Here is an 18,552-nt window from a genome sequence, read left to right on the forward strand (position 1 = left end):
CGCGATGAGCAGAGCCAACTGGGAAGTCGTGATCGGGCTGGAGACGCACAGCCAGCTCAACACGACCTCAAAAATCTTCTCCGGCAGCCCGACCGCGTTCGGCGCCGCGCCGAACGTGCAGGCCAGCGCAGTCGATCTGGCGCTGCCCGGCGTGCTGCCGGTGATGAACCGCGCCGCCGTCGAGCGCGCCATCCGCTTCGGCCTCGCAGTGGGCGGCGAGGTGGCGCAGCGCTCGGTGTTCGCACGCAAGAACTACTTCTACCCCGACCTTCCGAAGGGCTACCAGATCAGCCAGTACGAACTGCCGGTGGTGCAGGGCGGGGCACTGACGATACGCGTCGGCGAAGGTGACAAGGCCTACGAGAAGGTCGTGCGCCTGACCCGTGCGCACCTGGAAGAAGATGCCGGCAAAAGCCTGCACGAAGATTTCCACGGCATGTCGGGCATCGACCTGAACCGCGCCGGCACGCCGCTGCTGGAAATCGTCAGCGAGCCGGACATGACGTCGAGCGCCGAAGCCGTCGCCTATGCGCGCGCGCTGCACGCGCTGGTGCGCTGGGTCGACATCTGCGACGGCAACATGCAGGAAGGCAGCTTCCGCTGCGACGCCAACGTGAGCGTGCGCCGCCCGGGCGAGCCGCTCGGCACGCGACGCGAAATCAAGAACCTGAACAGCTTCCGCTTCATGCAGCAGGCGATCGACTTTGAAATCCAGTGGCAGATCGAACAGATCGAAGACGGCCACAAGATCCAGCAGGCGACCGTGCTGTTCGACCCGGACACCGGCGAAACCCGCGCCATGCGCAGCAAGGAAGACGCGCATGACTACCGCTACTTCCCCGACCCCGACCTGCCGCCGCTGTTCATCGCCGCCGACTGGATCGAACGCGTGCGCAGCGAGATGCCCGAATTGCCGGTCGCACTGTCGGCCCGGCTGCAGGCCGACTACGGCCTGTCGCCCTACGACGCCGCCGGCCTGACCGCCAGCCGCGAAATGTCGCAGTACTACCTCGACGCGCTGGCCGTCGTCGGCGCGGCGCAGGCCAAGCCTCTGGCAAACTGGGTCATGGGCGAACTGGCCGCGCGGCTCAACCGCGAAGAGCGCGACATCGCGCACAGCCCGGTCAGCCCGGCACAGCTCGCCGGCCTGGTCACGCGCATCGCCGACGGCACGATTTCGAACAATATCGGCAAGAAGGTGTTCGAAGCGCTGTGGAGCGGCGAAGCTCAGACGGCCGACGCCGTCATCGAAGCCCAGGGCCTGAAACAGGTCACCGATGTGTCGGCCATCGAACCCATCATCGACGAGGTGCTCGCCGCCAACCCGAAATCGGTCGAGGAATACCGCGCCGGCAAGGACAAGGCCTTCAACGCGCTGGTCGGCCAGGTCATGAAAGCCAGCAAAGGCAAGGCCAGCCCGGCGCAGGTGAATGAACTGCTGAAGAAGAAGCTCGCCGGCTGAACGCGCAGTACCGAAAGTACGGGCGCAGCGTCCCGAGCGGCTTTCGGAGGGGTACTTGTGAGAGCGTGACTGTGTTGGCAGCGGCCTATAGGAGGGCCTTTAGGAGCGACGGCCTGTGGGAGCGGCGGCCTCGCCGCGATCTTCACTTTGATCAGCGACCATCGCGGCACTATCGCGGCGAGGCCGCCGCTCCCACAGAAGTTGCGCAGATCGCCGCCCCGCACGGCCAGCATCCGCAGTCACTGCTTCACCAAGTCCAGCCCCATGTAAACGGCCCGAACCTCACTTCGAAAACATACTGACAGCGCACATCGACACCGCACCCCGACAGCACCCCTGACTGCGCCCCGCCCTTCTCTACCGGATACCCCACACCATGCGCGTCCTCTTCTTCTTCGCCGCCCTCGCCTTCGCCATCGTCGGCATGTCCGGCATCACGCTCAGCCTGGTCAATGTCATCGACGACAGTCACAACGGCGGCTGGCCGCTGTGGCAGTCCCTGCCGTTGGCCATACTCGGCGTGGCCGGTTTCCTGTTCTGTCTGGTGAAAGTGATCCGCGGCGTGCATGAAGAGGTGCCGCGCACGCCGGAGTGATCGCCCGCCCGCCGCCTGCGCGCTTCAGGGCGACAGCCCCAGCGCAGGCAGCGCATCCATCGGGCTGCGCACCCCGCCGCCGCCCACCTTCAGCACATGCGTATAGATCATCGTCGTCGCCACGTCGGCGTGGCCGAGTAGATCCTGCACCGTCCGGATGTCATAGCCTGACTGCAGCAGTGCAGTGGCGAACGAGTGGCGCAGCGTGTGCGGCGTCGCCAGCTTGGTCAGCCCTGCGCGAACCACGGCCCGCTTGAAGGCGCGCTGAAAAGTCTGGTCATACATATGGTGGCGGCGCACCACGCCGCTGCGCGGATCGACCGCATGCTCGACCTGCGGAAACACCCAGAACCAGGCCCAAGACGCGTCGGCGCGCGGATACTTGCGGGAGAGCGCATCGGGCATCTCGACCCCCGCGCGACCGCATCGACGGTCGTCGTCCCACAGCACCCGGGCCCGCGCCAGCTGCTCGCGCAGCGGAATGACCAGCACTTGCGGCAACATCAGGGCGCGGTCCTTGCGCCCCTTTCCCTCGCGCACGATGACGGTGCGCCGCTCGAAATCCAGATCCTTCACCCGCAGCCGCAGGCCCTCGGTCAGCCGCATGCCGGCGCCGTAAAGCAACTGCGCGAAAAGCCGGTGCTCGCCGTCCATCAAGGTGAACACGCGCTGCACCTCGTCCGGCGACAGCACCACCGGCAGCCGGCGCGTCGCGCGCGGCCGACCGATGTCACTCATCCACGGCAGGTCAATGCCGAGCACCTGCCTGTACAGAAAGAGCAGCGCCGACAGCGCCTGCTTGTGCGTCGACACCGCTACGCTGCGCTCATTCGCCAGCCACGACAAAAAAGCCTCAATCTCGCCCCGCCCCATTTCAGCCGGATGGCGCAGCCGGTGAAACCGGATGAAAGCCTTCACCCAATGGACATAGGTCTGCTCAGTTCGTATGCTGTAATGCAGGTAACGAATCCGTTCGCGCAGCTGATCGAGCAGGCGAACCGATTTCAACGGCGGAAGCGGCGAAGTGAGGTTTTTCATCGGCATTTAATGCTGTATGTATATACAGCATAGGTCGACAAGACTCAGGTGACAAGGCCGTTTCGGCCGAATCACCTCACCCTTTTTATCCAGCAGCTTCCGGATTTAGAGCGCAAAACTGCGCCCGAAAACAAAGTTGTACATCACCGGTACTGTCGTCGCAGGCAGCGGGTCAAGGTTGAAGCGAATCACGAGGTCAGCGAGTCGGCCGAGTCGCGGATCGAAGTGCATCCATCTGGCAGGCAGAACAGCGCCCCTTGTTGCGCCATGCCTTTGTGCTAGTGTTTCGAGGCATTAAGGGCGGAAGCCAGTAGCAAGGGCCGTGCTGCCGTTTAAGTTCAGTTCAAGGTCGAAAGGTAGCGGCTTCGCTATGCACAACGCGCGTTCGTTTCAGTTTCCGGCGATGTCCAACATCTCGGTCGAGAGGACCGCCCAAAGCTGCGCTTTGGGTACCCTGCGCGGCTGCGCCGCTCCGGCGGCCTCTCACCTACGGCGTTGGGCTGCATGAAATTCCTTCGCCATGCTTTGCGCCTGCTCTGGTGGCTGTCTGCAGTGTGCATACCGGTCGCGCAATTCCGGTTCTACGAAAGCTACCGCCGGGCAATCGCCTGCCCAGCGTCGGGCGACTGCTACACGCCTGGCTCAGAGCACTTGCTTGGCATGGAACTGCTGTTCTTCGGTTCGGCCGTCATCCTTTGGCCCTTGTGCGCTTGGTATTTGCTCGTTCGCCCATGGCTCACCTATCGCCATGCCGCCCAACCTTGCGCTCCAGCGGACCGCCTCCAGCGGACCGCCTCCGGCGGCCGCTGAGCTAAGACGTTGAACGTCATACTGAACCCCCGCAGCCCGCTCAAGGAAGTACTCTCATGAAAACAGTGCAAGTGTTCCTCGCGGTGGCCTTTGCCACCCTCTGCTCACTCGCCAGCGCCGCCGACGGCCTGGTCGCAGTCAAGAGTCCGCACAGCGCGAAGGCCACCATGGACAAGCTCGAAGAGGTGGTCAAGCAAAACGGGCTGAGCGTATTCGCACGCATCGACCACGCGGCCGGTGCAGCCAAGCTCAACAAGTCATTGCGCGCCACCGAGGTACTCATTTTCGGCAATCCCCAAGGTGGCACGCCATTCATGGAGTGCGCCCAGTCGGTGGGCATCGATCTGCCACTCAAGGCCCTCGTCTGGGAAGATGCCTCTGCGCAAGTCTGGCTTGGCTACAACGATCCGGTCTACCTTGCACAGCGGCATGGTGTCGCGCAGTGCCCCGTCGTCGAGAACCTGCGCAAGGTGCTGAGCAGCCTCGCGGAGGCAACGGTCGCGCGCTGAGCGGTGACGCCCGACCATGTCGTCGAGCGGCCCCGCAACGACATGCCACGCTTGGCCCTCATGTCAATCCGGGCCAAGCGCGTCACGCCGCTGCGGTCCGCGCATGTCAAACGTTGAACGTCAGCGAAGCACGCCTTCCACTTGGCTTGACGCACCCATTTAATATAGCCACATTAAAAGATGCGAATCGAGTTCGATCCAAACAAGGACGCGGACAATCCGTTGAAGATCAGTCTTCGCCGTGCCAATCGTCGAGAGGTGAAGCACCATGTCGAAAGCCGCTAAGCATCCTGCCGTTGTCATCCCTACGATCGAGGAAGACAAGGCACTTACCGCTGCCGCCAGGAGCGGTTCCGATGCTCAGCTACCGACGCCGAAGCACCTGAAGCCCATGGTTCCCATGCCTGCCTTACACGGGCGGCCGAAGTCGGAAAACAGGAAGTTGCTCTTGTCCGTGAGGTGCAGCCCGGAGGTGGTGGCGTACTTCAATTCTGCGGGCGAGGGGTGGCAGTCGCGAATGGACGGTGTGCTTCGCCACTATGTGGAAAGTCATTCGCGGTCGTCGGGAGAATGAAGCCCAACCCGTCATTCCATCGGACTGACTTCGGCGGCCGCTGAATTCAAACGTTGGATGTTTTCGGAGATACGGTGCGAATTCGAGAAGCACACGCATCAGATGCACAAGGGATCAGAAGTGTTCATCTCGCCGCGTTCGGAGATGAAGGCCCTGCGGTCGCCGATTTGGCTTTGGCGCTGAGCGCCGATGAATCTGCCAAGCCCATTCTCGTGCTTTTGGCCGAGTCGGAGAAGGGCGTAGTTGGAAGCATAATCTTCAGCTCGGTACACATACCGGGCTCGGCGTCTGGGCCTTCGTACATACTCGCGCCGTTAGCGGTAGCGCCCGAGATGCAACGCATGGGTGTCGGAAGGCAGCTTGTCGAGTCAGGCCTGACGATACTTCGGGCGCGTGGCGCGGAGCTGGTCTTCGTTCTGGGCGACCCCCGCTATTACGCTAGGTTCGGATTCAGCACGGGGCATAAGGTGAGCGCACCCTATGATCTTCCCTATCCAGAGGCTTGGATGTGCCTGTCCTTGGGTAAGGTTGTTCCACAGGAGGTTAAGGGTCAACTGGCTTGTGCCGAGTCGCTCAACCGGCCAGAGCACTGGTGAAGAGAATATCTGACACTAAGCTGCAGGCGCGACGGCCGTGACGGGCCGCTGCCTGAGTTCAAACGTTGAGGTTGTAGACAAACCCCCTTCATCGTCCGCTTACATGCCTTGGGTATGACGGGTCATCGCCACGGGGCCCCGCGATGCCGCGTTTCAAGATGCCCGACTGCAGCCTGAAGCTCATCCCGGTCGATTTCGCGCAGCGGATGCTGACTGGGGCACCTCCACCACTGGCGCCGTGTCGGCTTCGCGAAGGATCTTGACCATCTGCTCTTCCGAAAAACGACTCTTTCGCATGACTTCCTCACTGCTGTCGGACGCGATCCTCTCAAGTTTCAATCGGTACGAAAAGTCAGGAGCAGTCATGAAACGACGCAATGCTTCTCCGTCCCAGTTAAGCATTGTGGTGGGCATCGCCGCTCTTGTGGCACCCGCACTGCACTCGATCACGGACGCACTGGAGTGGTACTACGGCGGATTCTCAGCAGGCCAACTCTGGCTCAACTACGTCGCCTTCCTCCCAATGCCCTGGCTGCTTCTCGGGCTGTACGTCGTATGCGAACCAAGACCGAACGTGCTGGGGCTTATCGGTGCGCTTCTGTATGGGGTGGCCTTCACATACTTTGCTCATACAACTCTGTACGCAATCGCCGAGCACGTTCCTACATATGAAGCTCTATGGACCCGGTTGGGCAACCTCTATACGGTTCACGGGGCATTCATGGTGCTCGGAGGCCTCATGTTTGCGTGGTCTGCACTGCGCGCGGGTTGGCTGCCCAAGTGGCCACTCCTGCTTTTCGCATCCGGCTTGGCACTGAATCTGCTTCTAGCTCTCATCCCCGCGCCCGACATCCTTCAAACTATCGGCAGTGCAGCTCGAAATCTTGGGCTCGCAGCAATGGGCTATGCAATCCTGTTCAATCGGCGGCAAGCAGCGGCCTGACCCTTCGATCCAGAAGACGTCATTCGGCAAGCCGGGCGCCGCCACCTCTTTTCTCAAACGTTGGGCCTTTCATGCCTAAGCGCGCATTTTTTCTGCTGCTACTGCTGAACAGTGCATGTAGCTCGACGCATGACTTGAAGCGAGACGGTCCGAATTACATCGGCGGTGGCGGATTCATTGACGACGAGATGGCGCCGGGGGTCTACCGCATCAAGGGCTTCAGCAACCTATCGCTCTTCGCCACCCCGGACTCCGCCGCAGAAACATTCCGCTATCGAGCGGAGCAGTTGTGTCCTGCCGGATACAACGAAGTACGGAGTTCTTTGAATGCGTACCGCTCATCGAATGGCGGCGTAACGATAGTCCCCAACCCCAAGATTCCGGTCCCCGTCGAATTGCCGCCTCACGTCATAACTTCCAAGGTCGGTTTCGTTCGCTGCAATGACAGCCCTGTGTCCCTCCACGAAGCTCAAATGCTTGTTGCGGCCGATGACGATCCATGACGGAATTGCCGGAGGCCGAACCCATCATTCCAGCGGCCTGCGCGAAAGGCCGCGCGTCCGCTGAATCGAGAAGAGCATCGTCATGAACCGTCCACTCGTCCAGTATGCGAGCCTGAATGCGCGGCAGAAGAAGTCGTACAACTTCCAGAAGGTGTCCGGAGTTCTGGCTGATTACGGATTCACAACGATTCGGCTGTCGGATGACTGGCAGGGCGCAGATTTCATTGCACAGCACATCGATGGTCAGCAGTTCGTGAAGGCCCAGCTCAAAGGCCGATGCACACTGGCAAAGAAGTACATGGGCAAGGACCTGTACATCGTGCTTTCACGAAGACAGCGCTTGGTATCTGGTTCCACATGACGAGCTGTTGGCGTGGGCGCAGCAGAACATGAACATCACAAACACCGAGTCCTGGAATACCGCCGGCCTGTACTCGCTTCCTGGCTTGTCGGCAGCATTGAGACGCCGCCTTGAGCCCTGTCGGCTCGGTGGCGACGAACCCGGGCGCCAGGCGTAGCCGATGCACGAGCCGCTGCCCTACCGACTGCTCGCGGATGCGGTCCTGCTGCTGCATTTCGGCGTGGTGGTGTTTGTCGTCGCCGGGCTCGCTGCGATCGTCGCAGGGAATCTGCGAGGATGGCGCTGGGTGAACGCGCTGTGGTTTCGTGTCGCTCATCTGGGTGCCATCGGCGTCGTCGTTGTTCAGTCAATGCTGGGCAGGCTGTGCCCGCTGACGGTGCTGGAATCATGGCTGCGCGAACAAGCCGGCGGTGCGGCCTACAGCCGAAGCTTCATTGAACACTGGGTGCAGCGCGTTCTTTTCTACGAGGCGCCGTTCTGGGTGTTCACGGTGGCGTACTCGGTCTTCGGCCTGCTCGTCCTTGCGACGTGGTGGCGTTTTCCGCCGCGCAGACGATCACCTCATGGCTGAGCGGGCAGCGCCTGATGATGCTTGCGCGCGTGTCGTGATGCAGGCCGTACTCATGACCGGACAAATCCGCACGATGTCTAAGAGCAGCAGCAAGATGATCTCCAGAGCGCGTGAGTCCGGCTCTTCCCGGACATACGTCCGGATCTGCTCGGGAGTTGGCGGCGGCTTGCTGTTTCTGGCGCTCAGGCGAACGCCCGAGTGACAATAAGAAGCGGTGATCAGAGGGGTGCGACGCGCGTCGTGAAGACATCGAACGGAACGGCCGGCGGTGGAGCGCTTGTCCGCCGCCGAACGGGAGAGCCCACACATGATTCTTGAAATCGCACCGCTGCACATCAAGGCCGGGCAGGAGGACGCGTTCGAGGCGGCGTTCCGGCACGCGCAGCGCATCATTTCGTCGATGCCGGGCTATGTGTCGCACGACTTGCAGCGTTGCATCGAGCGGCCCGGCGAGTACATGCTGCTCGTCGTGTGGCAAACGCTGGAAGATCACGAAGTGGGCTTCCGGCAGTCTGCCGAGTACCAGGAATGGAAGGCGCTGCTGCACCACTTCTACGAGCCGTTTCCCGTGGTGTCGCACTATCAGGCGGTGCGAGGCGCGTCGTCGGCGGATACGTCCATCATGGGGCGGGCCTGACAACCGCCCTTCATGTCACACGCCCGGGCTCAGGAGAGGATCATGCCGGCACACGAAAAGATCAACTACGTCGAGTACCCTGCGCGTGATGTGGGTGCGACCAAGCGCTTCTTTCAGGACGCATTCGGGTGGGTGTTCGAGGACTACGGCGCCGACTATGCGGCGTTCTCCGGCCAGGGCCTCGACGGGGGCTTCTTCAGGTCCGATCTGGTGGCAGATACCCGTCAGGGGAGTGCGCTCATCGTCTTCTACAGCGCGGACCTCGAGCGTACGCTCGCCAAGGTGGTCGCTGCGGGCGGCAAGGTCGTGCGTCCGGTGTTCGCGTTTCCGGGTGGTCGCAGGTTCCACTTCACCGAGCCCAGCGGCAACGAGTTTGCGGTCTGGTCGGAGGCTGCGGCATGACGGGTGTCCGCAGGCGACCACCACGCCACCTGAGCCGCCAATGAAGAAGCGCTTCCCTCTGTCCAAGGTCTACAGCCTGCTCGAACCCGGGCCGCTGCTGCTGCTGACCACCGCCCACCGCAACGCCAGCGACGTCATGCCGATGACCTGGTACTCCCTGCTGGCGTTCGAGCCGCCGCAGGTGGCCTGCGTGGTCAGTGCCGGCAATCATTCGCAGGCGCTGCTTCGGGCGTCGAAAGCGTGCGTGCTGAACATTCCGACGGTAGAACTGGCGAAGCAGGTCGTCGGGTGCGGCAACTGCAGCGGCGCCGAAGTCGACAAGTTCGCGAAGTTCGCGCTGTCGTGCAGTGCCGCGGAACAGGTGGCTGCGCCCTTGCTCGATGACTGTTTCGCAAGCCTGGAGTGCCGGGTCGTCGACACAGGTCTGCGGCGGTATGAACAGTTCGTGCTCGAAGTCGTGGCGGCCTGGGTTGACCCGAAGGTCAAGGACCCGCGCACGCTGCATCACCGCGGTTACGGCAAGTTCATGGTCGCCGGCGAAAGCATCAAGCTGCGCTCCAGGATGCGGTGAGCACGTCAGTCCGGCCGCTCGCACGCGTCGCGCCGCCTTTCCTTGTTCCGCATTTCCAAGGCAGTATGAACATTCCCCAGACAGCGCAACCCAGGAGGTCACAATGTCGAGCGTCGGTTATCACGAACCTGTTGAAGAGCTTTCGGACGAAGTGCGCGACATGCATCGCGCGATCGTGTCGTTGATGGAAGAGCTCGAAGCCGTGGATTGGTACAACCAGCGGGCATCCGCCTGCAAGGACCCGGTGCTGAAGAAGATTCTTGAACACAACCGCGACGAGGAAAAGGAACACGCCGCGATGGTGCTCGAGTGGATCCGTCGCAAGGACGAGCGCTTCTCGCACGAACTGAAGGACTACCTGTTCACCGACAAGAGCCTCACCACCGACGCGCACGGTCATTGAGTTGAAGGCTTCGGCACCGAACCTCGGCACGCATCCATGGCATGCAGGATCCGACATGTCCGAGCGCTGTCGGCGCCACTCTGCGCGGTGCTGCTGGCCGGGTGCGCCAGCACAGTCGTATCCCTGACACCGTCACCGCAGGCGCCGGTTTGCGAGCGATCGGCGACGGCGCTCGTGCTGTGGGCGCCCGAATGGCGACCGGAGCAGAAAGACGTCGCCCAGCGGGAAGCCGCCGCTGCAAAGGGCCTGCAGGATTTCTTCGGCAGCTCCGGCTGCTTCGCACAGGCAGCGTTGCGGCGCATGCAAAGTCTCGGCGCGACGGCCGTGTCCGCGCAGCGTGCCGCGGAAGCCGGGCGCTTCGACCGGGTTGTCGTCATCGCGGTGCGTGAGCTCGGCCCGGTGGTCAAGCTGCTGTCGTCCGCTGCTCTGGTCGAAGGCGGCACAGAGGTGCAGCTGCACGTCAGCATCTTGTCGGTGCCGGGCGGCGCGCCACCTCGCGCATTCACGGTTCACTGGCGAAACGGCGGCCCGGGCGTACTCAGGGGTGTTGCAAGCCTGCCTGCCGACATGCAGGCCGCACTGGTCGCCGCGTTGCAGCCGGGCGAGGCTGTGCGGTGACGCGCGGCGGCGGCGGAACGGAAGAGGGCCGGAACCCTTCGCAAAATTGAGAGGCCGCCCATGCGAAGCCGCTTTTGACAGGGGTCAACCTGGCCGTACCCGATCGGGCTTAGCTTGAACAGGTGTTCAAACCTGAGGCTACCTTGATGAAAATCCTTGCAAGACTGTTCCTGCTCATCGCGCTGGCACTGGGCGCCATCGCACCACCGGCCATCGCGGGCGACACCGACCCGCTCTTCATCAATCTCACGACAGATGATCAGCACCGCGCGAACATGGGCATTTCGTTCGGCAAGAACCAGCTCGAGCGCGGCCATCCGCTGACCATCTTCCTGAACGACAAGGGGGTACTGATCGGCGCGAAGGCGAACGCAGCGAAGTATGCCGACCACCAGAAGACCCTGACCGATCTGATCGCCCGGGGCGCAAGCGTGCTGATCTGCCCGATGTGCATGAAGCACTACGGTGTCACGGAGGGCGATCTGGTGCCCGGGGTCAGGGTCGGAAATCCGGACCTGACCGGCGCCGCCCTGTTCAGGGACAACACGAAGACGCTGACCTGGTAGCGGAAACCGGTTTGTCTTTCCGGATAAGCGCTGCATGGACCTTGTCGCAGCGCTGCCGCCCCGGATACCGAAGCGCTTGACGATCACCGTCCGCATCGGCTCCGGGCGGGCGTCATGCGGTACATTCCAGTAGCCGGCTCCCGACCACCTGCCGGCTTTTCCGGCTGCACGGTCGCCGGGCGGCGCGATCCGCCGCGTGCTGCATTCATGAACCCGGTACTTTGCATGAACGACGTCGACTGGACTTCGCCACGTTGTGGCAGGGTGGCCTACACGTACGCGCAGTTCGCGGCGGCCAAGTCATGGTTCTTCGCGAGGTGGTCGGACTGGGCGTCGGATCGCGGGCTCGTTGCGCCGCCGGACCTGTCCGGCTCCTGCAAGTACGCCTCGCTGTACATGCAGTCGATCTTCGGTGGCGCGATCCGCGGCCACTTCGAACACCAGTACAACTTCATCGACGGGCGGCTGGTCGATCTGAGCCATGACGCGCTGGATGTCGGCCGCATGCATCACCCCTATCTGCACGAGCCGGACTACTTCAGTGTTCCGGAGCTCCAGGCGGCGCTGGTCAGCTGTCAGCCGCGGGCTGAACGCTGGGCACATGAATTCATCGAACACAGCGAGGCCGCGCTGGCCGATGAGCGGGCAATCCGGGACGCAGGCGCGCTTCGCCCGACGGGCCCCTGACGTCAAGCCACGGCGTCCCGTATCATGCGCGGCCGATGGCGCCGCTCGCCCGGTGCCGATCCATGAATGCGGGACGCGCGAGCGATAATCGGGCGTTCAAGAACGGGAGTGGTCGATGAGCTACAGTTACCCAGCCGAAAAGTTTTCCTCCGCGCTTCAGGCACTGATGGTGCCGCATCCGGACGGTGAGCACGAAGCACTGGGGCGTGCCTTCCTCGAATGCCGGCTCGGCCTGCACCGGATGAACCGCGCCAAGCTGCCGGATGACATCCGCACCGGCATCCACCAGCTCGAGTGCTTCATGGATACCACCGGTTTCGTCGATGCCGACGGCGAAGGCGCTTGGGTGCACATGCTGAAAAGCCGCAGCGCGGACGACCGGGCCGAAGTGCAACGACTCATCGACATGCTCGCGCAGTGGTTCGCCAGCCAGGAGCCCTGACCATGCGGGGGTCGGCCTCCATCCGCCGTCTCGGCTAGCCATGACGGACCCGAAGCAGGCGCGGCCGACGCGACTTTTCTCGCGCGGGGTCGTGCTCGCGCTGGCCGCGTCCGCGCTGTTCTTCCGGGTCTGGTACGCGCGCTATCTCGATGTCGACTTCAACGATCTGGGCCGCCATTACGACGCAGAGGCGCAGGTCGTCACGACGGATTCGGCTTTTGTATGGGGCCTGCCCGCCGTCGGATGCCTGCTGGTCGCACTCATGCTGATCGGCCACCGGCTTTGGCGTCGGCGCGGCTGATGCATCGCGATGTTCCAGATCCAGACGCGCGGTGACCTGATCTACTACCTGGTGCTGTGCACGCTGGTCACGGCCATGGGGGTGCTGTTTCTGGTATTCCCGCCGGTACCGCTGCCGGCGGATCCGGCGGCCTACGAACAACGCGCCGGTGCGCTGGAGGCGGTCACCCAGCGGCATGCCGGCCACAAGAGCGCGTGGGTCCGGTTCCGCATCGCGAATGATCCGACGATCTACGAAAGCCGCGCGCCCCGCATCCTTGAAAGCGCGCTGACATGGGTCGAGCGGCAGACTGCCGTGTCGTTCTTCGTGCCGCGCATGCCTGCGGGATCAGACAGCCGGGACGATCCGCAGACGGTCTACGGACTGCTCGCCGGAGGCGTGCAGACGCGTACGCTGGAGGCCGATATCGCCTTCGTGAATGCCGGCGCGACGCGCTGGGGCGCCGGGCTCGCACTGGGCATCGGCGTCTGTGGTTATCTGGCCGCGTTCTTCGCCTGGCGACGGATGCGCCTGCAGGACGAGGCGATGCAATCGCTCGGACAGGCGCCACGTGCGCGCCGCGCGCGGGCGAAGCCACGCGCCCCAGCGCGGCGCAGGCGCGCCAGGCTTGCTGCCAGTCGCCGTGACGGCGACCATGCGGGCTGACATCCGCAACGGCAGGACATCCCATGAAGCGACCCACCCTGAAGACGCGGCTGACCGGTGCCGCGCTGATCGTGTTCGGTGCCGGCACCACGCTGGTCGCGCAGGCGCTGACCGAGGCGTTGAACCCTACGCAGAACGACTCACCGCAGCGCGTCGAACATCGGCGGACCGACCTGAGCGGCGCGCCCGGCATGGAAGTGATTGCTTCGACGGCCGAATACCGGCCGGGCGATCGCATCGATCTGCATCTGCACCACGGCGTCGAGGCGGTCTACGTGGTGCAGGGGGCGACCGTACAGGCACCCGGCAAGCCGGCGATGACGCTGCAGACCGGTGCGGCGGCGATGAATCTGCGCGAGGTGAAGCATGCCGGCTTCACCGTGGTCGGCGACGTGTCGCTCAAGCTGTTCACGGTGCATGTCGTCGACAAGGGTCGGCCCTTGTACGACTACGCGCATTGAACCGGTTGCAGGCGGGCTGAAAGGAAAACGGCCGGGCAGTTGCCCGGCCGTATGCGTGCAATCAGGAGAAGAACTCGACCCGACCGTCATCGAGGTTGTAGCGACCTGCGACCACCTTCACTTTGCCGCTCTTCACCAGCTCGGCAATGATCGGGCTTTCGGTTGCGATCTTGTGCGCGGTGCGCACTGCGCTTTCGTGGATCGCGTTGTCGACGAAATCACCCGGCTTGCCGGCGACTGCCTCGGCGGCCGGCACGATGGCTTGCACCATCGGACCGATCGAAGCGGGGAACTTCGTTTGCTTCTCGACCACTTCGCAGGCGGCCACGACGGCGCCGCAGCGCTGATGGCCGAGCACGACGATCAGTGGCACGCCAAGCACGCCGGAGCCGTACTCGATGGTGCCCATGGTCGCGGTGTCGGCCATGTTGCCGGCGTTGCGCGCCACGAACAGTTCGCCGACGCCGACGCCGCCGAACAGCAGTTCGGGCGGCACGCGGCTGTCGGCGCACGACACGATGGTGGCCCATGGTGCCTGGCCCTTGGCGACCTGGGAACGCTGGGTTTTCAGTTCAGCGGCACACACCTGCGGTTCGTCTAGATACTTCTGGTTGCCGGCCTTGAGCTTGGCCAGGGCTTCGTCAGCCGTCAGCGACGTGGTCGGACCGGACGCGGCGAATGCCTGCGGTACCGACAACCCGATGCCGGCCGCCATGCCGGCGGCTGCGAACTTCAAAAACCCGCGCCTGGCTCCATTCTTCTCATCACATACCTTGCACATTTATAGTCTCCTGTAGTTTTTTGGCCCCGTGTGCGGCGCCATGTGGACAGCGCCAGCCAGCAAAATTTTAATATAAGAAGAACTGATGCTTAAATAAGAACTATTTATGAAAACCGAAATGGTGCTTACTGCACTACTGATGTGCGCGGCAATGAATTGACGCATGGGGTCCGTTCGATCTTGCGGGCTTGGCAAACCAGCGAGGCAGCACGAGAATGCCCGGCCAGCGTGCGCACCGGCACGCAGGCAACTCCGCGCGCGTGCCGGTGTCTGCATCCGCGCAGAGGGTTTTCGCGTAGTCAGGCGGTGGGGTACGGTGGGGTTCTGCAGGCGCCCACGCTGAAGATTGCCAATCGTTCGTGCCGGAACCACCCGGTCGGGCGCACAAGACATGTTCCGGAGGAAGTGCCGTGCTGCAAAAATCCGCTGTGTTGAAGAAATCGCTGTTCGCGCTGATGACCGCATGGGCGCTTGCAGCACAGCCCGTCGCCGCACAGGGCGCGCCCAAGCTGGACGACGAGGCCCTGTCGGCGAGGCTCATCGGTACCTGGATCAATCCGCCGGACAGTCCCGACTACGAGAACTTCGCCAGCAGCGAAACCTACAACGCCGACGGGAGCTATGAGTACCGGGAGTACGACGACAACGAGTGCCGCATCGTGTCGGCCTTGCTGAAGTCGCGCTGGCACGTGTGGAACGGCGTCATCATCACCGAGTACGACGGCGGCAAGGCGCTCAGCGACCAGGTCGTGTCGATGGAGGCAGAGCGAATGGTGCTGCGTTCGGTCGATGACGGGGTGACCGCCTATCGCAACCGTTCGACGCGCTGCGCGCCGACCACTGCAAAGAAGTGAGCGGGCGCTGAAGGCTCAGCCGCCGAGTGCCCGGCGGCTGCTTTCGATGTGCAGCTGCATGGTCGCGCGCGCCGCTTCGGCATCGTGCGCGCGCAGTGCGGCCATCAGCATGCGGTGCTCTTCGAGCGAGGCCACCAGACGGCCTTCGAGATAGAGCGAGTCGTGGCGCTGCAGCTTCAGCACGGCACGCAGCTCGTCGATCATCTGCGCCATGCGCCGGTTGCCGGCGATGTGGTGGATCAGCAGGTGAAAACGCTGGTTGGCGTCGAAGAAGCGGTCGATGTCGCGCGCCGCGGCACTGTCTTCCAGCGCCTGATGCAGCGTGGCCAGCTCCGCGAGGTCGGCATCCGACGCCCGGCGGGCCGCGCCGGCGGCACATTCGCCTTCCAGCAGCGCCATGATCGGATAGATTTCCTCCAGATCACCGCCGCTGATCTGCGCGACATAGCAGCCGCGGCGTGGCTTGAGCACCACCATCCCCTCGGTCGCCAGCACTTTCAGCGCCTCGCGCAGCGGCGTGCGTGAAATGCCGTACTGCGTCGCCAGTGCCTGCTCGTCTATCCATTCGCCAGGCGCCATGGCATGACTCTGGATCAGGCGACGCAGGCGGTCGGCCACTTCTATATAGAGGGCGCGCGGGGCGATGCTGTCGGCGCTGCGGTTCAGGGTTTCGCTGTTCATGGCCGGGCTGTCGTGGCTGCAGTTAACGCACTGCAGCACTTACTTGCATTCATAATTATGGATAAAGTATTCTCCGCCTTGCGCGTGACTGTCAAGCCGGATCCGGCTTGCCCCGTGCGCGCCTCTCCGAAATACCGAAGGAATCCAGCATGGCCGATACGACAGGCAGCGCTCACCCCGAATACGCCGCATGGCTCAAGGCTGCCGCGAAATCGGCCCCCGGTGGCGATCCGGCGAAGCTTGAATGGCACACGCCGGAAGGCCTGACGGTCAAGCCGCTGTACACCCGCGCCGACATCGAAGGCCTGCCGCACACCGACACGCTGCCCGGCTCCGCGCCCTATGTGCGCGGCCCGCAGGCCACGATGTACGCCGCCCGGCCCTGGACCATCCGCCAGTACGCCGGTTTCTCGACCGCCGAAGAATCGAACGATTTCTATCGCAAGGCGCTGGCCGCCGGCGCGCAGGGCGTGTCGGTCGCGTTCGATCTGGCGACCCACCGCGGCTACGACTCGGACAATCCGCGCGTCGAAGGTGACGTCGGCAAGGCCGGCGTGGCGATCGACAGCGTGGAAGACATGAAGCGCCTGTTCGACGGCATTCCGCTCGACAAGGTGAGCGTGTCGATGACGATGAATGGCGCCGTGCTGCCGGTGCTCGCCGGCTTCATCGTCGCCGGCGAAGAACAGGGCGTGCCGCAGGCCCAGCTTTCAGGAACGATCCAGAACGACATCCTGAAAGAGTTCATGGTGCGCAACACCTACATCTACCCGCCCCAGCCCTCCATGCGCATCGTCGCCGACATCATCGAATACACGGCGCGCAACATGCCGCGCTTCAATTCGATCTCGATTTCCGGCTATCACATGCAGGAAGCCGGCGCGACCCAGGGCCTGGAACTGGCGCTGACGCTGGCCGACGGCATGGAATACGTGCGCACCGCGATGGCGCGCGGCATGGATGTCGATGATTTCGCCGGGCGGCTGAGCTTCTTCTTCGCCATTGGCATGAACTTCTATCTGGAAGTGGCCAAGCTGCGCGCGGCACGATTGCTGTGGAGCCGCATCATGGATGGCTTCGGTGCAAAGACAGCCAAATCGAAGATGCTGCGCACGCACTGCCAGACCTCGGGCTGGTCGCTGACCGAGCAGGACCCGTACAACAATGTCGTGCGCACCACCATCGAAGCGATGGCGGCGGTGTTCGGCGGCACGCAGTCGCTGCACACCAACAGCTTCGACGAAGCCATCGCGCTGCCGACCGAGTTCTCGGCGCGCATCGCGCGCAACACCCAGCTCATCATCCAGGAAGAGAGCCACATCACGAACGTGATCGACCCCTGGGCCGGCAGCTACATGATGGAAAAGCTGACGCAGGACATGGCCGACCACGCCTGGGCCATCATCGAGGAAGTCGAGCGCATGGGCGGCATGACCAAGGCGGTCGAGTCCGGCTGGGCCAAGCTGCAGGTCGAGAAGTGCGCCACCGAAAAGCAGGCGCGCATCGACTCCGGACGCGACGTGATCGTCGGCGTCAACAAGTACCGGCTGAAGGACGAAGACAAGCTCGATGTGCGCGTGATCGACAACGTCGCCGTGCGCGAATCGCAGGTGGCGCAGCTGAAGCAGATCCGCGCCCGTCGCGACAGCGCAGCAGTCGATGCGGCGCTGACGGCGCTCACCGCCGCGGCCGAGTCCGGCGAAGGCAATTTGCTGGAACTGTCGGTCAATGCGATGCGCGTGCGCGCCACCGTGGGCGAGGTGTCGGACGCGCTGGAAAAGATCTGGGGTCGTCACCGCGCCAGCACGCAGGCGGTCAGCGGCGTGTATCAGTCCATCGTGGAAGACGACGAGGGGTGGAGCGTGATGAAGGACGACGTGAGCCAGTTCGCCGAAGAGCAGGGCCGCCGGCCGCGCATCCTGATCGCCAAGCTCGGCCAGGACGGCCATGACCGCGGAGCGAAGGTGATCGCCACCGCCTTCGCCGACCTCGGTTTCGATGTGGACATCGCGCCGCTGTTCCAGACGCCGGAAGAAGCGGCGCGCCAGGCGATCGAGAACGACGTGCATGCGGTCGGCGTGTCGACGCTGGCGGCCGGTCACAAGACGCTGGTGCCGCAGCTCATCAAGGCGCTGCGCGCCGAAGGGGCGGACGACATCGTGGTGGTGGTCGGCGGCGTCATTCCGGCGCAGGACTACGACGAACTGTTCGGCCACGGCGTGGCCTGCGTGTTCGGCCCGGGCACGCCGATCCCGAAGGCGGCGAAGGACACGCTGGACGCGATCCGGGCGAAGCTGGCGTGATGGATCGGCCTGTGGCAGCGGCTGTTGGAGCGGCGGCCTTTGGGATCGGCTGTGGGAGCATCGGCCTGTGGGAGCGGCGGCCTCGCCGCGATCGTGCCGTGACCATCGTTGTGCGGAGTGCGTATCGCGGCGAGGCCGCCGCTCCCACAGCCACAGCCACAGCCACAGCCACAGCCACAGCCACAGCCACAGCCACAGCCACAGCCACAGCCAGGCGCGCGCAGCCATGATGATGGTC

The 18,552-nt window shown here is 63.7% G+C and carries 25 protein-coding genes; 22 read left to right on the forward strand and 3 right to left on the reverse strand.

The window, feature by feature from the left end:
• Window positions 1-4 precede the first annotated feature (4 nt).
• Window positions 5-1,462: an Asp-tRNA(Asn)/Glu-tRNA(Gln) amidotransferase subunit GatB gene (gene gatB, locus BSY238_RS09670; protein WP_069038952.1), complete on the forward strand. Its 1,458-nt coding sequence runs from the start codon at window positions 5-7 to the stop codon at window positions 1,460-1,462.
• A gap of 376 nt (window positions 1,463-1,838) precedes the next feature.
• Window positions 1,839-2,057 (forward strand): hypothetical protein, encoded by a 219-nt coding sequence (locus BSY238_RS09675; RefSeq protein WP_069038953.1) that lies wholly within the window; start codon window positions 1,839-1,841, stop codon window positions 2,055-2,057.
• Window positions 2,058-2,081: 24 nt separating this feature from the next.
• On the opposite strand, the gene BSY238_RS09680 is transcribed toward BSY238_RS09675, so the two are convergent.
• Window positions 2,082-3,095, reverse strand: a complete 1,014-nt coding sequence (locus BSY238_RS09680; protein ID WP_069040593.1) for an integron integrase — start codon at window positions 3,093-3,095, stop codon at window positions 2,082-2,084.
• A gap of 866 nt (window positions 3,096-3,961) precedes the next feature.
• Here BSY238_RS09680 and BSY238_RS09685 point away from each other — a divergent pair.
• The 18 genes from BSY238_RS09685 to BSY238_RS09770 all read left to right on the forward strand — a co-directional run bounded on the left by BSY238_RS09685 (window position 3,962) and on the right by BSY238_RS09770 (window position 13,695).
• Entirely contained in the window at window positions 3,962-4,414 is a 453-nt protein-coding gene (locus BSY238_RS09685; protein ID WP_069038954.1) for a DUF302 domain-containing protein, read from the forward strand.
• A 400-nt stretch (window positions 4,415-4,814) separates the two neighbouring features.
• Window positions 4,815-4,988 carry a BrnA antitoxin family protein gene (locus tag BSY238_RS18880; protein ID WP_236952625.1) on the forward strand — a complete coding sequence of 58 codons (174 nt, stop codon included), beginning with the start codon at window positions 4,815-4,817 and terminating at the stop codon, window positions 4,986-4,988.
• Between the two features lie 74 nt (window positions 4,989-5,062).
• Window positions 5,063-5,584, forward strand: a complete 522-nt coding sequence (locus BSY238_RS19050) for a GNAT family N-acetyltransferase (RefSeq protein ID WP_223300348.1) — start codon at window positions 5,063-5,065, stop codon at window positions 5,582-5,584.
• A gap of 364 nt (window positions 5,585-5,948) precedes the next feature.
• Window positions 5,949-6,527, forward strand: a complete 579-nt coding sequence (locus tag BSY238_RS09700) for a hypothetical protein (RefSeq protein ID WP_083224001.1) — start codon at window positions 5,949-5,951, stop codon at window positions 6,525-6,527.
• A 134-nt stretch (window positions 6,528-6,661) separates the two neighbouring features.
• Window positions 6,662-7,030, forward strand: coding sequence for a hypothetical protein (locus tag BSY238_RS18335; RefSeq protein ID WP_150123916.1), 369 nt, complete (start codon window positions 6,662-6,664; stop codon window positions 7,028-7,030).
• 82 nt (window positions 7,031-7,112) lie between these two features.
• Window positions 7,113-7,391: a hypothetical protein gene (locus BSY238_RS18750; protein WP_069038957.1), complete on the forward strand. Its 279-nt coding sequence runs from the start codon at window positions 7,113-7,115 to the stop codon at window positions 7,389-7,391.
• Between the two features lie 160 nt (window positions 7,392-7,551).
• Window positions 7,552-7,962: a DUF2784 domain-containing protein gene (locus BSY238_RS09710; RefSeq protein ID WP_069038958.1), complete on the forward strand. Its 411-nt coding sequence runs from the start codon at window positions 7,552-7,554 to the stop codon at window positions 7,960-7,962.
• A gap of 307 nt (window positions 7,963-8,269) precedes the next feature.
• Window positions 8,270-8,599: an antibiotic biosynthesis monooxygenase family protein gene (locus BSY238_RS09720; protein WP_069038960.1), complete on the forward strand. Its 330-nt coding sequence runs from the start codon at window positions 8,270-8,272 to the stop codon at window positions 8,597-8,599.
• A 42-nt stretch (window positions 8,600-8,641) separates the two neighbouring features.
• Window positions 8,642-9,001 carry a VOC family protein gene (locus tag BSY238_RS09725; RefSeq protein WP_069038961.1) on the forward strand — a complete coding sequence of 120 codons (360 nt, stop codon included), beginning with the start codon at window positions 8,642-8,644 and terminating at the stop codon, window positions 8,999-9,001.
• Between the two features lie 40 nt (window positions 9,002-9,041).
• Window positions 9,042-9,572 carry a flavin reductase family protein gene (locus BSY238_RS09730; protein ID WP_069038962.1) on the forward strand — a complete coding sequence of 177 codons (531 nt, stop codon included), beginning with the start codon at window positions 9,042-9,044 and terminating at the stop codon, window positions 9,570-9,572.
• Between the two features lie 103 nt (window positions 9,573-9,675).
• Window positions 9,676-9,975, forward strand: coding sequence for an encapsulin-associated ferritin-like protein (locus BSY238_RS09735; RefSeq protein WP_069038963.1), 300 nt, complete (start codon window positions 9,676-9,678; stop codon window positions 9,973-9,975).
• Window positions 9,976-10,149: 174 nt separating this feature from the next.
• A complete protein-coding gene (locus BSY238_RS09740) occupies window positions 10,150-10,593 on the forward strand; it encodes a hypothetical protein (RefSeq protein ID WP_150123917.1) in 444 nt (147 codons plus the stop codon).
• 146 nt (window positions 10,594-10,739) lie between these two features.
• Window positions 10,740-11,159, forward strand: a complete 420-nt coding sequence (locus tag BSY238_RS09745; RefSeq protein ID WP_069038965.1) for a DsrE family protein — start codon at window positions 10,740-10,742, stop codon at window positions 11,157-11,159.
• A gap of 225 nt (window positions 11,160-11,384) precedes the next feature.
• The gene (locus BSY238_RS09750) at window positions 11,385-11,846 is read left to right on the forward strand and encodes a transcriptional regulator (RefSeq protein ID WP_069038966.1); all 462 of its coding nucleotides are present in this window, start codon (window positions 11,385-11,387) and stop codon (window positions 11,844-11,846) included.
• A 115-nt stretch (window positions 11,847-11,961) separates the two neighbouring features.
• Window positions 11,962-12,288 carry a hypothetical protein gene (locus BSY238_RS09755; RefSeq protein WP_069038967.1) on the forward strand — a complete coding sequence of 109 codons (327 nt, stop codon included), beginning with the start codon at window positions 11,962-11,964 and terminating at the stop codon, window positions 12,286-12,288.
• Between the two features lie 40 nt (window positions 12,289-12,328).
• Window positions 12,329-12,589, forward strand: a complete 261-nt coding sequence (locus BSY238_RS09760) for a hypothetical protein (protein WP_069038968.1) — start codon at window positions 12,329-12,331, stop codon at window positions 12,587-12,589.
• A 9-nt stretch (window positions 12,590-12,598) separates the two neighbouring features.
• Entirely contained in the window at window positions 12,599-13,234 is a 636-nt protein-coding gene (locus tag BSY238_RS09765; protein WP_069038969.1) for a hypothetical protein, read from the forward strand.
• Between the two features lie 23 nt (window positions 13,235-13,257).
• Entirely contained in the window at window positions 13,258-13,695 is a 438-nt protein-coding gene (locus BSY238_RS09770; RefSeq protein WP_223300083.1) for a hypothetical protein, read from the forward strand.
• A 61-nt stretch (window positions 13,696-13,756) separates the two neighbouring features.
• Here the strand turns inward: BSY238_RS09770 and BSY238_RS09775 are convergent, their stop codons facing one another.
• Window positions 13,757-14,431: a carbonic anhydrase gene (locus tag BSY238_RS09775; protein WP_223300084.1), complete on the reverse strand. Its 675-nt coding sequence runs from the start codon at window positions 14,429-14,431 to the stop codon at window positions 13,757-13,759.
• A gap of 455 nt (window positions 14,432-14,886) precedes the next feature.
• Here BSY238_RS09775 and BSY238_RS09780 point away from each other — a divergent pair, with 455 nt between their 5' ends.
• Window positions 14,887-15,330: a hypothetical protein gene (locus tag BSY238_RS09780; RefSeq protein ID WP_150123918.1), complete on the forward strand. Its 444-nt coding sequence runs from the start codon at window positions 14,887-14,889 to the stop codon at window positions 15,328-15,330.
• Window positions 15,331-15,345: 15 nt separating this feature from the next.
• Here BSY238_RS09780 and BSY238_RS09785 read toward each other — a convergent pair whose 3' ends face one another.
• Window positions 15,346-16,011 carry a GntR family transcriptional regulator gene (locus tag BSY238_RS09785; protein WP_069038972.1) on the reverse strand — a complete coding sequence of 222 codons (666 nt, stop codon included), beginning with the start codon at window positions 16,009-16,011 and terminating at the stop codon, window positions 15,346-15,348.
• Between the two features lie 149 nt (window positions 16,012-16,160).
• Here BSY238_RS09785 and scpA point away from each other — a divergent pair, with 149 nt between their 5' ends.
• Window positions 16,161-18,314: a methylmalonyl-CoA mutase gene (gene scpA / locus BSY238_RS09790; protein WP_069038973.1), complete on the forward strand. Its 2,154-nt coding sequence runs from the start codon at window positions 16,161-16,163 to the stop codon at window positions 18,312-18,314.
• The last annotated feature ends 238 nt before the right edge of the window (window positions 18,315-18,552 follow it).

The organism is Methyloversatilis sp. RAC08, assembly GCF_001713355.1.
In the GTDB taxonomy this organism is placed as follows: Bacteria; Pseudomonadota; Gammaproteobacteria; order Burkholderiales; family Rhodocyclaceae; genus Methyloversatilis.

Bases quoted from the DNA above. Each gene is read 5' to 3' on its own strand.
- BSY238_RS09700 (WP_083224001.1), top strand. From the start codon at position 5,949: ATGAAACGACGCAATGCTTCTCCGTCCCAGTTAAGCATTGTGGTGGGC.
- BSY238_RS09675 (WP_069038953.1), top strand. From the start codon at position 1,839: ATGCGCGTCCTCTTCTTCTTCGCCGCCCTCGCCTTCGCCATCGTCGGC.
- BSY238_RS09745 (WP_069038965.1), top strand. From the start codon at position 10,740: ATGAAAATCCTTGCAAGACTGTTCCTGCTCATCGCGCTGGCACTGGGC.
- BSY238_RS09685 (WP_069038954.1), top strand. From the start codon at position 3,962: ATGAAAACAGTGCAAGTGTTCCTCGCGGTGGCCTTTGCCACCCTCTGC.
- BSY238_RS09785 (WP_069038972.1), bottom strand. From the start codon at position 16,011: ATGAACAGCGAAACCCTGAACCGCAGCGCCGACAGCATCGCCCCGCGC.
- BSY238_RS09765 (WP_069038969.1), top strand. From the start codon at position 12,599: ATGTTCCAGATCCAGACGCGCGGTGACCTGATCTACTACCTGGTGCTG.
- BSY238_RS09735 (WP_069038963.1), top strand. From the start codon at position 9,676: ATGTCGAGCGTCGGTTATCACGAACCTGTTGAAGAGCTTTCGGACGAA.
- BSY238_RS09760 (WP_069038968.1), top strand. From the start codon at position 12,329: ATGACGGACCCGAAGCAGGCGCGGCCGACGCGACTTTTCTCGCGCGGG.
- gatB (WP_069038952.1), top strand. From the start codon at position 5: ATGAGCAGAGCCAACTGGGAAGTCGTGATCGGGCTGGAGACGCACAGC.
- BSY238_RS18880 (WP_236952625.1), top strand. From the start codon at position 4,815: ATGCCTGCCTTACACGGGCGGCCGAAGTCGGAAAACAGGAAGTTGCTC.
- BSY238_RS09680 (WP_069040593.1), bottom strand. From the start codon at position 3,095: ATGAAAAACCTCACTTCGCCGCTTCCGCCGTTGAAATCGGTTCGCCTG.
- BSY238_RS09730 (WP_069038962.1), top strand. From the start codon at position 9,042: ATGAAGAAGCGCTTCCCTCTGTCCAAGGTCTACAGCCTGCTCGAACCC.
- BSY238_RS09750 (WP_069038966.1), top strand. From the start codon at position 11,385: ATGAACGACGTCGACTGGACTTCGCCACGTTGTGGCAGGGTGGCCTAC.
- BSY238_RS09710 (WP_069038958.1), top strand. From the start codon at position 7,552: ATGCACGAGCCGCTGCCCTACCGACTGCTCGCGGATGCGGTCCTGCTG.
- BSY238_RS09725 (WP_069038961.1), top strand. From the start codon at position 8,642: ATGCCGGCACACGAAAAGATCAACTACGTCGAGTACCCTGCGCGTGAT.
- BSY238_RS09720 (WP_069038960.1), top strand. From the start codon at position 8,270: ATGATTCTTGAAATCGCACCGCTGCACATCAAGGCCGGGCAGGAGGAC.
- BSY238_RS09755 (WP_069038967.1), top strand. From the start codon at position 11,962: ATGAGCTACAGTTACCCAGCCGAAAAGTTTTCCTCCGCGCTTCAGGCA.
- BSY238_RS09770 (WP_223300083.1), top strand. From the start codon at position 13,258: ATGAAGCGACCCACCCTGAAGACGCGGCTGACCGGTGCCGCGCTGATC.
- scpA (WP_069038973.1), top strand. From the start codon at position 16,161: ATGGCCGATACGACAGGCAGCGCTCACCCCGAATACGCCGCATGGCTC.
- BSY238_RS18750 (WP_069038957.1), top strand. From the start codon at position 7,113: ATGAACCGTCCACTCGTCCAGTATGCGAGCCTGAATGCGCGGCAGAAG.